Origin of the sequence: Lysinibacillus canaveralius (genome assembly GCF_047301505.1) — a bacterium.
GTDB lineage: Bacteria > Bacillota > Bacilli > Bacillales_A > Planococcaceae > Lysinibacillus_B.
The window spans coordinates 2648197-2661400 of sequence record NZ_CP154840.1; the positions used below are offsets into that span (position 1 = coordinate 2648197).

Sequence of the window (13204 nt, forward strand, 5' to 3'; positions counted from 1 at the left end):
CGTTCCCCTTCTATCCCCTGCCAACTCAAAAGGCATTTGGAAGCCTTGTTCCAAATGCCTTTTACCCTTACCACAATGTCTAAATGAATCTCTATTAGTTTACGACAAGTTGTTTCAGCTTCATTTTATCGATCTTGCCAACGGTTGTTCTTGGTAGTTCATTCAGGAAGTAGATTTTCTTCGGGATTTTAAATTTCCCTAAATGCTCTAGACAGCTGGCGCGGATTTCAGCTTCAAAACCTTCAATCATTTTTTCACATACAATGAAAGCCGTAACTACCTCTCCCCAGTAATCATCTTCTGTTCCGACAACAGCTGTTTCCTTTACGTTTGGATGTTTAATAATGCATTGTTCGATTTCCTGCGGATAGATGTTTTCTCCTCCGGAAATAATAATGTCCTTTTTCCGTCCGACGATAAATACATCCCCATCCATATCCATTTTCGCGAGGTCACCTGTTTTAAACCAATCGCCGTCAAATGCATCCTTTGTTGCGAGCTCATTCTGCCAGTACTCTTTGAATAAATGACGCCCCCGGAGCTGCAACTCGCCGACTTCTTCATGTTTGCATAAGGTACCATCTTCCTTCAAGATGCGCACTTGATTAAACTGCATGCTTTTTCCTACAGCACCTCCCTTTCTCAGTGCTTCAATAGGATCAATATAGAAATTATTCGGACCTGCCTCTGTTAGGCCGTAGCCCTCCTTAAATAACAGTCCTTTTTCTTGAAAGTGCGCATAAATTGGCTTCGGACAAGGTGCGCCGCCTGATAGGAATACCTTCACCGATGGAAAGTTAGATTGGCTGAAATAAGAGCTGTGAACGATTTCCTGATACATCGTTGGAACAAATAAGGAAATGGTAGAGTCATATTCATCCAGCGCTCGCACTGCGGTTTCTGCAGCAAATTTTCTTCCTATTACGACCTTCCCGCCTGCCATTAATAGCGGGATCGCCAGCGCATTGATTCCGCCTGTATGAAACAGCGGCATGTAATTGATAGTACAATCTGTGCTGTTTAAGCTCCAGCTGATGATTGTATTCATTGCGTTCCAGTTCACTGAGTCAAAGGATAATACTGCTCCCTTCGGATGACCGGTTGTGCCTCCTGTGTAAATGATAAGCCAGGGATCTGCAGCCTGCCAGGAAGTCTTTATCTCTTGCAGCGCAGGCGTATGAGCAAGCTCTTTTCCCAGTTTCCATGTATAGGCAACTGACAGATTGCTGGCTACATTTTCGAATGATGCTTCATAAATACATAGCTTCGGCTTGCAGTCGGATGCAAGAACAGCAATTTCCTTCTCACCAAGGCGCCAATTAAAGGGGACAAAAATTGCACCCTCCAGCCCACATGCAAACAGTATAGCAAAAGTATCAATGTTATTTTCGCTGATCATGCACACCCGGTCACCTGCCTCAATACTGTGCACGCATAATATGTGACGCCACTTACTGATCTCCTTCCCAAGCTGGCCATATGTCCAGCTCCTGCCCGTCTCTATTTCAACAAGCGCTTCTTTCTGCGGGGTTAGTCGAATGCGATTTAAAATCCATTGTTGCTCATCATACATATGGCCGCCCTCCCTACATCACAATGCCTCCGTCTACATGAAGCACATGACCTGTAATATAATCAGATTCATTAGATGCAAGGAATAGATAGGCATTGGCGATATCCTCCGGTTTTCCCAGACGTCGTAAGGAGACAGCCGCCTCCATCTTCTCCAGTACTTCTTCTGGCATTTTTTGAACCATTGGCGTCAGTGTAAACCCTGGTGCTACGGCGTTCACATGTATGCCTTTTCGCCCAAATTCCTTTGCCCATGTTTTTGTCATACCAATCAAAGCTGCCTTGGAAGCTGCGTAGTTCGTCTGTCCAACATTCCCATAAATTCCGCTTACCGAGGACGTATTAATGATTTTCCCGCTGCCTTGTGAAATCATATAAGGAATGACGCACTGGGTGCAGTTAAACACACCTTTCAGGTTGATATTGATTACATCATCAAATTGCTGCTCCGTCATTTTGATAAGCATAGCGTCCTTTGTCGTGCCTGCATTGTTTACAAGAATATCGATTCGTCCGTATTTCTCAATCGTTGTATTGACAAGGGCTTCAACACCGCCTCGGTCCCCTGTATCCGTCTGGATGAACAAAACAGGTCTCTCCTCATTTACAAAGTTCTCCTGTACCTGCATTCCTGCCTTTTCATTGTAGTCGGCAATGACAACATAAGCACCTTCTTCAACGAATTTTTGTACAGCTGCAAGTCCGATTCCCCCCGCCCCGCCTGTAATAATGGCTACCTTATCCTTCAGTCGCATATAACCCCTCCGTTAAAAACCGTTCAATTTCTGCTGTTAGCTGCTGTAGTTGATCAATAAGCGGTGAATGACCACAATCCTCCAGCTTCACAACCTCTGCTTTTCCTTCAAAATCCTCCATAATTTCATTTGTCATGTATTCCGGTACAACATAATCCCGTTCACCGAAAATGATAAGCACTGGCTGAGTTATAAGCCTGACCTCCCCAGTTCCTTTTCCAGCTACGTGATCGATTGTACTAATATTGAAGGTATTGAGAGAATGGTAGACATCAGCTAGATTTCTTTGTGTCAGCATATCCTCAAGATACTCTTCATATTTTGCCTCATCAGGCTTGTAATGCGTATAAATGGCAGCATTCCATACCGCCTTTAGCCCTTCCTTGTTTCGTGTATCATACAGACCCTGCATCGCTTTTGTTTTCGATGCATCCTGCTCGATTTCTTGCACTGTTGTCAACCGGTTATTGATGTCTGCTTGCCCTTCGGATGCTGTACCATAAAATGGATAGCCCCGTGTGGATCCTGAAGCAAGCAGCACGAGTTTAGTACAATCATCAGGGTATAGTGCGCAGTATTGCATACAAACCATCCCGCCTGTCGACCAGCCGATAAGGGCAAACTCTTCTAAAGCTAATGCATCGACAAACAGCTTCAAGTCATGTGTAAAGTCGCGGATATGTGTGACACGCTCATGGTAGCTTGAGCCGCCAAATCCTCTCAAATCCGGTGCGATAATATGATAAGCCTCATCCAGACTATCCATTAGGCAATCCCAGTGCTTTGATGAAGTCATGTTCCCATGAACGAGTATCACAAGAGGGCCTTCACCTGTTCGTTCACGATATGTTAGCGTTTCCCCGTTTGGCAGCCGCACTTTTTTCAATTTATTTACTGTATTCATCCTCTTCCACCTTCCCCCATTTGATTGTGATGGCACCCCATGCATAGCCAATCCCTGCACTGACAAATGTCAGTACATCCCCTTGCTTGATTTTATGTTGAGCAAGCGCCAGCTCCAGCGACAAGATTTGATCCAACTGACCGATATGGCCATACTTTTCTAAATAGATGGATTGAGCTCCCGATAATCCAAGCGTTTCCAGTACGTAATCATGAGCGGACCTTTTCATATGCAGCATGGCAATATAGCGTAGATCCTTTTCGCTATAGCCGCTTTTAGCAAGTGATGCGCGAATCACTTTTATAAAGTTACTAAGCGACTTTTCCTCCAGCCTGATTTTCATCCCTTCCGGATCAAGAACATCTAACCGATATGCCCCTTGTGCCAGCAGCTCTGGGGTCAGCGGATGCTTTGTACCGCCAACTGGGACAACGACATCCTCGGAAAATGAGCCGTCCGTTATTATTTCTGCTTCAAGCACAAGATTTTCCTGCAAATTCTTTTGAAGAATCATTGCGCCGCCGCCTGCCCCTAAATTAAACATAAAACGTGTTCTCTCATTCTCGTAATCTATAAAATCGCTGTTACGGTATCCGCCTGCCAGTAAAATTGTCTGAATTGATTCGTCCGTCAGCATGAGGCTTTTGGCTATTTTCATTGCCATAATGGCGGTTCCGCATCTGAGTTGTACATCAAATGCCCATGCATTGCTTGCGCCTAGATCCTCCTGCATTTTAATGGCAGCGGTCCAGAGAGGGTATTCCTTATGCTCTTCACCGATATAGATAATAACATCAATATTTTTGGGGTCGATGCCTGCCTTTTCCATCGCTTTCTGCGCCGCCCAAATGCCCATCTGAACTGTATGGTCTTGTTCACCGGCTACTGGCTTTTCCTGTATACCCATCTTTTCAATCACAACGGCCAGCGGAATATTTGATCGATTGCTGATTTCCTCTGCTGTCATTCGGTTAATAGGCAGATAAATGCCTGTCGATAGAATTCCTACATTCATTTCCACTCACCACTCTCATCAGCCATACCAGGAGGCTGTATCTTCTGAAAGGATTCCTCAACCGCTGCGGGCTTTCTTTTCATTTTCCATTCTCTCACCTTTTGGCTAAGCGTTCCGACAATGCCTCGCGGGAAGAAGATAACAGCCAAAATGTAGATGATTCCAAAGATGATAATCCAGCGTTCAAAAATCGGGTAGTCCCGTGCAAGCTCGGACAAATAGTGCTGGGCAAATTCAATAACAGCTGCACCAAGCAATGGTCCGACCAATGTCCCTACGCCCCCGATAATTGTCATAAGGAGGGCATCAAGGGTGATATCCATCGACATGACGCTCGTATTTACAAAGCGAAGTGATACAGCATACAAAGAACCCGCAAGACTCGCTACAACACCAGCTAGCACTGAGGCAATTACCTTGTAATAAAGGGTCTTATAACCCAGGGATGCTGTTCGCTGTTCATTTTCCCGTACGGCAATCAGCACTCGTCCAAGCGGCGACCCGACAAATCGTTTAAAGAGGATATAAATGACGATTAAGCATGCCAGCACAAACAGATAGAACATCATACGATCTCTGAAAAATTCCGGTGCCCGGAAGGTAAAACCATCATTGCCCTTCGTCATCGTTCTCCACTTCTCTGCAACGACAAGCAGCAATCCTGAAATGGCCAGTGTGAGCATCGCATAATAATGGCTCTTTAAACGCAGTGTTAAGAGGCCGACAAAGAAGCTCAAAATAGCAGAGAGCAGCATGCCCACAGCGATGGAAATAATAAAAATCGACATTGTGCTTTCATACATATTCAGCAGAATGGCAGAGGTGTAAGCTCCTATACCAAAGAACATTGCGTGACCGAATGACACGATTCCTGTATAGCCGAGCAGCATATCATAGCTCATTGCCAAAATGCCGAAAATGAAGATCTGAGTCAAAAGAATGAGCATCGTTCTGGAGTCAGATACAAAGGGCACGATGGCGAGAATGACTGCTATGAGACAAAAGAATGTATTAGAAGCTGTAAATATTGTTGGTTTTTTCATCATTCCGTCACCCCTTTGCTACTGTGAATAATCCTTGTGGCCGGAACACAAGCACTATTACCATAATGATCATATTAACCGCGAGTGATAAATACGGTACATAGTAGGCCATAAAGCTGCCTGCAAGCCCTACCAAGATCGCAGCAAAGAGCGTGCCGGAGTAACTGCCCATTCCTCCAATAACAACAACGATAAAGCCTAATATTGAATATTCCATTCCCATCTCCGCATAGATCACACCGGAATATGGGGCCATCAGGACACCGCCAAGCGAGGCAAGTGCTGCTCCTACCATAAATACATATAGAAATACACGTTTAATATTGATACCGAGCGCCTGCACCATTTCTCTATTCATAACACCCGCCCGGACAATCAGCCCGATTTTTGTTTTTGTCAAAATGTAATGGAACAAACCGTAGATAAGGAAACCTGCCACGATAATGAAAATGCGGTACTTAATAATGATAATATCGCCGACTTCCCAGCTCCCTGCCAATAGCGGCGGTACACTGACCGGAATACCATTTGGTCCGAATACGACCTTGATACATTCAGAGAGAACAATCATAAACCCAAGCGTAATCAATATTTGCTGTACATGATTACCATATACAGGTGTGATAATCAGCTTCTCCGTAATAAAACCGAGCACAGCCCCTGTCAAGAGAGCGATGAGTATCCCGACTGTAAAGCTTTCTGTTGCTGCATAAGCGAATATGCCGCTGTATGCTCCCCAGACGAAAAGTCCGCCATGTGCGAAATTTAATACATCCATTAAGCCAAAAATCAATGTAACACCTGCAGCTAAAAGAAATATAAGCATTCCAGTAGCTAAGCCATTGATGATGAGACTAATAATAAGCTCCAATTGTCATCCCTCCTTATCCGATTCCTAAATACTTTCTTTTTAGTTTCTCATCCTCGATTAACGACTTCATCGGCCCCTGGTGAACCGTTTCTCCATCATCAATAATTGTATAATTGTCACCGATCCGGCTGGCCATTAAGAAATTTTGTTCCACCAGTACAATTGTTGTCGTCTTTTTCATTTCATGGATTGCTTCCATTACCTTTTCAACGACAATCGGTGCCAGGCCTTTTGACGGTTCATCGATTAGTAGCATCTGGCTATCGTTCACAAATGCACGCGCCATCGCCAGCATCTGCTTTTGACCGCCTGACAGCTTCCCGCCTGCCTTCTTCCAAAACTTTCTCAAATCCGGGAAAAGCGTTAAGATATATTCTTGCTTTTGCAACGTTTGTTCATTTTCTTTTCTCATTGCTACCCGGAGATTTTCCTCCACCGTAAGGTCACCAAAAATCCCTTGATCTTCCGGCACATAGCCAATACCTAGATTGGCGATATCGTGCGTCATTTTTTTCGTAATTTCTATATTTTTTAGGTGAATGGAACCTTTGGAGGCAGGCGTCAGGCCCATGATTGTTTTCAAGGTTGTCGTCTTGCCCGCTCCATTGCGGCCAAGGAGGACATTCACTTCATTCTCTACAATAGTAAGATTGATACCCTGCAAAATATGGTACTGTCCGATATGGGTATGCACCTCTTTAAGACATAGTAAGCTGCTCATCATAAAGCCCCCCTAAATATGCATTTTGGACCGTTTCATTATCCATGATTTCCTTTGGCGTCCCATCAGCCAGCAGACCACCATTGAAAAGCACCATGATGGAGTCGGACAAGTCCAAAATCATATCCATTTTATGCTCAATCAGTAAAATGGTTTTTTCTCCGCTATGCTTGATGCTTCGGATTACATCTAAAATTGCAGGTACCTCCTCTAGTGACATGCCAGCAGTCGGTTCATCCAAAAGCAGCACCTCCGTGTCGAGCGCGAGCAGCATCGCGATTTCCAGCTTCCTTTTCTCACCATGAGACAATTGACTGGCTGGCATATGCAGCTTATTTGTCAGCATGACCTGCTCTAGAATGGTAATAGCATCTTTTGTAATGCGCTTATAAGAGGTGAAATGCCGTAGAACATGAAAACGAACCTTCTCCCGGGATTGTACAGCCAGCCTCACATTTTCCAGTACAGTCAGATTTGGAAAGACATTCGTTATTTGAAATGAACGCCCTAGTCCTAGCCGTGTACGTTCAACCGGTGATCGTTTTGAAATATTCTCTCCGTTGAAAAATACTTCGCCGCTTGTTGCCTGCAGCTCCCCGCTGATGAGATTAAAAAAGGTTGTCTTGCCGGCTCCATTAGGACCGATAATCGATTTGAAATGCTTTTTTGGAATGTCGATTGTGACATTATCCACTGCCTTATGCCCGCCAAATTGAATGCCCAGCTGTGATGTTTTTAAAATAGTCTCCATTTTCATCCTCCTTCGATCTGACTTTCTTAATGCTCCTTAACGAGAAATATTAAGAGAGCCAGACCGTTTTTGCTTACGGTCTGATTCATTCATCTAATTCATAACAGGGGGTTCTGTCTCTTCCGGTGACAACTCTCGGATTAAAATAGGTACCGGATAATCTACTCCTTCAACTGTTTCAAGACGAATAGAATACATCGGCTGCAATGCTTGATGATCCTCTTCACGGAATGTCATCGTGCCTTTCGGTGTTTCAAATGACATACCTTCCATAAGCGGAATTAATGTATTACCATCAGCATCACCCTCTGATTTTTTCAATGCCTCTACGATGGCTACAGCAGCCGAGAAGCCTCCTGGTGTGAACAAATCTGGTACCTCATTGTCATAGCGTTTCTTGTGCTCTTCTACCATCCAATCATTTACTTCATTATCCGGAAGCGTATGGTAATATACGCTGAACCCTTCCATGCCAACAAGCGGCCCCATCAGCTGGAGCGCAATGATATCAGGAGCTCCTGTAGAAATTTTGATGCCTTTTTCCTGTAGCTTCATATCTGAAATTTGCTGCCAAGGTGAGTTTGCACCAGCCCATACAACGAATAGGTAATCCGGTTTTGCATCCACAATCTTTTGAATATTCGATGTGAAGTCTGTCGCTGCTGGATCTGCATATTCTTCTAATACAATATCAGCACCTAGTTTCTCAGCAGCCGTTTTAAAGGCAGATACCCCATCCCAGCCAAATGAGTAGTCCGGCGCGAAAGTAGCAATCTTTACTCCTTCTTTCGCAATCGCCGCAGCTGCTGCATAGGCATCTTGTGAAGAGTTTCGGGCTGTCCGGAATATAAATTCATTAAACTCTGAGCCTGTGATACTATCAGCTACTGCTGGTTCTACAATCATAATTTTCTCGTATTCTTCTGCCAGCGGAAGGACGGCCAGTGTATCCCCCGAGCTGGAGGAGCCTACTAAAAAGTCAACACCGTCGTCTTCTAGAAGCTTCGTTGCCTTCTGAACTGCTACTTCGGGCTTCGTCTCTGTATCTTCCCAAACAACTTCTATTTTCTTTCCTTCGACTTCCATTGTTCCTTCAGTTGCATACTCTAACCCAAGCTCAAAGCCTCGCTGCGTTTGCTTGCCGTAGGACTCAAGCGCCCCTGTCAAGGAAGCGAGAACTCCTACTTTGATTGTGCCGCCTTCCTCTGCCCCCTCATCGCTATTGCTAGCAGCAGAGTCTGAGTCTCCTGTATCAGAACAGGCAGCCAGTATAATAGCAAATATACATAAAAATAAAAACGATCGAAACTTTATCATTCATCATTCCTCCCTTTTCTAATTAAGCGCTTTCATTTTGCGTTAACATCATCCTACCGGGAGAGAGTTACAAAAGAGTTACATAACATTAGAAAAAACTGTTTTTCATTTGTTTTCTTGACAGTTGCCTCATGCTGAGAGGGTCATACAGGCTTTATAGAAACTAATAAAAAAGCTGCCCCATCTTTACCGGGCAGCTCTTTCTTACATTCTGATTAGCTTTTCAAATATTTCAGTTGTCGTATGCATAGGCTCAATATCGTATTCTTGTGCCAGTATTTTCTCGCACCGGTCATACGTTTTTTGCAGCTCTACTTTATTCTCAAGATAAAAGTGGCACCACATCATAAGCCGGTAAGCCTCTTCCCAAGCAGGATCCTTTTGTAAAATTGTTTCACATGTCTGCAAACATTCCTCATACTGCTGCTCCTTATAGCTGAGCGTGGCGAGTTGCTGCATTGCCTTCAAGTAAAGTGTTTTTAAGCGGCTTCTTTCATGCTCAATCCAATCGGCTTGCATGTTTTCTTCATACAGATCACCTGTATACTGCGCAATAGCCTTTTGCAGCCACTGCTTCTGTTGACATGGCTCAGCATCTCTCTTAGCAAGCTCTACTAATAGTTCAAAGCAGGCAATGTCACTCAAAATATATGGTGCCTGATGAATGCGGTACATTGTCTGCTTTCGCTCAATATAGACCGGTTCCTCTCTTGCAGTACGCCCGGGCTCCAGCACCTTCAATAACGCATTATAGGCGACCTTGAAATCCCTGATCGCTACTTCTTCCGTACTGTGAGGAAATAAGGCCGCCATAATCTCTTCCTTTGCACAAAATCGGCTGCGGTTAATATAGAGATACATAAACAGCTCCTTAGCCTTCCCTCTCTGCCATACTTTTTCATGTTCTACCTGCCAGTCACGGATTAGCAGCATCGGTCCAAACAGTTTGATATAGATAGCCGGTTTATTCTCATCTTCTGGAAAAGCCAGTACCTGCTGTTTTTGGGCTAAATCTCTTGGGCCAAATAAGGTTACTTTGTTTAAAAAGAAGTCATATCCATTCTCCTCCAGAATCTTTTCAAACAAGTTAGAAAATTGAGCATATCCGTTTCGGTCATTCTTCTTCCTAGATAGAACCATATGCCAAAAGTACGTAACCATCAGGCAATAAGAATCTTTTACTTCTTCAAAGACCTTTATTGTTTCAGCTGCCATCTGCGCAGCTTCTTCGAGCATTTCATTTTCCACATAAAGAATGAGCAGCGCCAGTTTCAGCAGGCCCGTTACCCAGCGATCCTCTACCTTTTCAGTAGCCGTTAATCCGTGCATTGCATAACGCGAGGCACGCGTTACGTCTCCTTTTCTTCCATATGCAAGTGCAAGTCCTACATAACATTCTGCCTTTATACGCTTTACCTGCAGCTGTTCCATTTGCTTGGCTGCCAATTCATAATAGTGGATTGCTTCTGTGGAGTCGTATGGATTCAATAATAGCTCGGCATGTCCATTACGTATGTTAGCAACAGCAATATTGAATGCCTCATGAGACAAAATACTGTTTTGCAGCCCCCTAAAAGCACTTTCTTTCGCACGGACTCGATTGCCCATCATCGCATAAATAAGGGACAATAAGGCATCAGTCTCCCGATGTGCAGATGTACCGATCTGCTGTGTGAATAGCCTGGATTCCGCAAGTTCCTTTGCCTGCTGTAGGGCACCCTGTCTTAAATGCATTCGAATATCAATATTGCCTTCCTGTAGTAGTTCATTATCTAAATGTAATTTCTGCCAATACACGATACCATTGAAAGCCTGACCGATGTTCACGAGATTTTCGACATACTGAAGATTCAAATGAATAAACTCTTGCCTTGGAATTTGGCATTGGTCGGCCAGCTGCAGTGCTTCCTGAAGATAACCCTTTGCTATAGACGGCTGCAATGTATCTACAAAAATTCTTGCCAGCCCCGCCTTCGCTCTGACAATCGTCAACAAATCTGCATGCAGCTGCGCCTTTTCGATACACATTTCAAAGCTGGTTTGTGCTTTCCTGTAGAAAGCGCTCAGCCGCAGGCACTCCCCTTCTATATAAGTAAGCGGATAAAATTCCTCACGTATCGACGGAGAGCATTTTTTTATCTGCTCAAGCAGCCATTTATAGCGTCCCGTTTGCATAAAATAATCGGCATAATGAATCAGCATTTCACAAATAAATCGTTCATCGTCTGTTTGACTAATATGATAAAACGCTTGAATGATATCCTTTTTTTCTATGAAATAGATAGCAATCTTTTTATGCCGCTCTGCAACGTCCTGTCGACTCATTCTCATATATTGCTGCATAAGAAACTGTTTCATCAAACTGTGAAAACGGTACTCTTTATTATTTCCTAACGTTTGTATAAAGGCATGATGATGATAAATATGGTCCAGCCGTTCTACCTCCTTCTCCCCGAAAAGATCGTGTATGATTCCTTCTGAAAAGGTATCAAACAAGCTAAAATTCATAAGTGCCTGTTGAAGAGCGGGTTCCAGCTGCTGAAATAGCTCATAGGATAAATAATCGTTAAAATCCTGCAATGTAATTTTTGAAAAATCGAAGGGATGCCGCTCACTCTCTGTCTGCATAGCAAGTAGAATAACTGCCATTGCCCATCCTTCTGTAATTTCATAGATGTGTTTGATCTCGTCTTCCCGCAATAACGTTTCATAATAATCTTCAAAAAGGATGCCGATTTCATCTGGAGTAAATACAAAGTCCTCCTCTGTCACATTATTGAGCAAGCGTTTACTTTTTAACTGATGCAGACAGTCCCATGTTGGATAGATACGTGTGGCTACAATGAAATGAACATGAGATGGTGCAAATTTCACCAGCTGTTCGAAAACATAATTGATTTGAAATACATGGTTCACAAGGTGAAAATCATCAATAACAATATAGATTTCCTGAGAAATACGGGACAGTGCATTACAAAATAAAGTGAATAGTTTGTTCAAATCCTCTATTTTTAAAAACGCCGTTACTTGATCCCAGGTGGAGTCCAGCAAATCGAATTCTTTGTGGATGGCTTTTATACTTTCAAACAAATATTTTAAAAATGGCAGAATTTCATCATCACTTTCTGTTACCTGATACCAGCTGAACGGAATCTCTGCATCAGCAAAAAATTGGGCCAGTGAAGATGTTTTCCCAAACCCTGGACCGCTATGTAATAGCGTAAGTGTTGAAATACTGCATTTCTTTAACTTTTTCATAATGGAAGACTTCCGCATATATTGAGAGGCTGGATTTGGCGCCATTATTTTTGAATAGATAATATCCATTTTCTCTGTCACCCCCATTATTCCTCATTTTCTATCAATTTTATCTACATCATATAGAAGTTTTCTATTAATGGCAATTTCCCTTTAGTGTAAATTCCTGTATTTCCCGCTGATTTATTATATGAGTCTCTTTTTTCGTTAATGATTGAGATTCAAATAGCTCTATCTCAATTGTAATAAAATCCACTTTCCCCTCCTTGAGTAATAAAAAAAGCTCTACCCTTATACCGGGTAAAGCTCAGAGTGAAGGCAAAGTCACTTGTTGACTTTGGCTTTACGTTTTTTCAGCTGGTTTTTTAAAGTAAAGTTTTGCCCAGCCTGTCTTGAAAACGATTGCCAGACAAGGCGCGCCGACGAGCGAAGACGCGAATAGAACCTAAGTTCATGAGAGGACGAGCGAGGCAAGCAACGCTGAATGAAAACGTTTGTCAACAGGCTGAGCTCTACCCTTATACCGGGTAGAGCCCAAACCAATCTGCCTGTCACGGATAACCTGAATGATTAATTGCCATCAAGCTTTGACATCATTATATTCACTGTTCTTCTCAAAGGAATCTGCAACATATGGACAGACCGCCTTCATCTTGTAGCCATTTTTTCTCGCATAATCTGCAGCCTCGTCTAGAAGCTTCTTGGCGACTCCCTGACCACGCAGCTCTTCTGACACGTGTGTGCCATTCATTACCATGGTGTCTTCTTCCTGTGCCCAGATAATGCGAGCCTTACTGTTACCATCCTGTATATATTCGAACCCATCCTTTGATTCCATTTGTGTAATTTTCATCGAGCTTCACTCCCTTTGTAGATATATTGTAAGGCTTCCCCTTGACTTGAAAATTAAACACACCAGCCGTCTTGGCCATTCTTCATTACTGATCATTAAAATTGTTTTTTAAAACTGGATGTGATAAAGACGGAAGGTGCATAT

The 13204-nt window shown here is 43.3% G+C and carries 11 protein-coding genes; all 11 read right to left on the reverse strand.

Features of this window, described 5'->3' with window-relative positions; genetic code table 11:
- Positions 1 to 94: 94 nt before the first annotated feature.
- On the reverse strand, positions 95 to 1573 hold the full coding sequence (locus AA0Y26_RS13480) for an AMP-binding protein (RefSeq protein ID WP_413362478.1): 1479 nt from the start codon (positions 1571 to 1573) through the stop codon (positions 95 to 97).
- Between the two features lie 13 nt (positions 1574 to 1586).
- Positions 1587 to 2327 carry a 3-oxoacyl-ACP reductase FabG gene (gene fabG, locus AA0Y26_RS13485; RefSeq protein ID WP_413362480.1) on the reverse strand — a complete coding sequence of 247 codons (741 nt, stop codon included), beginning with the start codon at positions 2325 to 2327 and terminating at the stop codon, positions 1587 to 1589.
- The gene (locus AA0Y26_RS13490; RefSeq protein ID WP_413362482.1) at positions 2311 to 3231 is read right to left on the reverse strand and encodes an alpha/beta fold hydrolase; all 921 of its coding nucleotides are present in this window, start codon (positions 3229 to 3231) and stop codon (positions 2311 to 2313) included. The genes fabG and AA0Y26_RS13490 overlap by 17 nt, the downstream gene beginning before the upstream one ends.
- On the reverse strand, positions 3215 to 4246 hold the full coding sequence (locus tag AA0Y26_RS13495; RefSeq protein ID WP_413362484.1) for a 3-oxoacyl-ACP synthase: 1032 nt from the start codon (positions 4244 to 4246) through the stop codon (positions 3215 to 3217). Before AA0Y26_RS13495 ends, AA0Y26_RS13490 begins: the two co-directional genes overlap by 17 nt.
- On the reverse strand, positions 4243 to 5292 hold the full coding sequence (locus tag AA0Y26_RS13500) for a branched-chain amino acid ABC transporter permease (protein ID WP_413362486.1): 1050 nt from the start codon (positions 5290 to 5292) through the stop codon (positions 4243 to 4245). The genes AA0Y26_RS13495 and AA0Y26_RS13500 overlap by 4 nt, the downstream gene beginning before the upstream one ends.
- 4 nt (positions 5293 to 5296) lie before the next feature.
- Entirely contained in the window at positions 5297 to 6160 is an 864-nt protein-coding gene (locus AA0Y26_RS13505; protein WP_413362488.1) for a branched-chain amino acid ABC transporter permease, read from the reverse strand.
- Positions 6161 to 6173: 13 nt separating this feature from the next.
- Positions 6174 to 6881 carry an ABC transporter ATP-binding protein gene (locus AA0Y26_RS13510; protein WP_413368205.1) on the reverse strand — a complete coding sequence of 236 codons (708 nt, stop codon included), beginning with the start codon at positions 6879 to 6881 and terminating at the stop codon, positions 6174 to 6176.
- Positions 6859 to 7632 (reverse strand): ABC transporter ATP-binding protein, encoded by a 774-nt coding sequence (locus AA0Y26_RS13515; RefSeq protein ID WP_413362490.1) that lies wholly within the window; start codon positions 7630 to 7632, stop codon positions 6859 to 6861. The genes AA0Y26_RS13510 and AA0Y26_RS13515 overlap by 23 nt, the downstream gene beginning before the upstream one ends.
- A 93-nt stretch (positions 7633 to 7725) precedes the next feature.
- On the reverse strand, positions 7726 to 8949 hold the full coding sequence (locus tag AA0Y26_RS13520) for a substrate-binding domain-containing protein (RefSeq protein ID WP_413362492.1): 1224 nt from the start codon (positions 8947 to 8949) through the stop codon (positions 7726 to 7728).
- Positions 8950 to 9153: 204 nt separating this feature from the next.
- On the reverse strand, positions 9154 to 12288 hold the full coding sequence (locus AA0Y26_RS13525) for a BTAD domain-containing putative transcriptional regulator (protein ID WP_413362494.1): 3135 nt from the start codon (positions 12286 to 12288) through the stop codon (positions 9154 to 9156).
- A gap of 499 nt (positions 12289 to 12787) precedes the next feature.
- On the reverse strand, positions 12788 to 13060 hold the full coding sequence (locus AA0Y26_RS13530) for a GNAT family N-acetyltransferase (RefSeq protein ID WP_413362496.1): 273 nt from the start codon (positions 13058 to 13060) through the stop codon (positions 12788 to 12790).
- Positions 13061 to 13204: the final 144 nt, after the last annotated feature.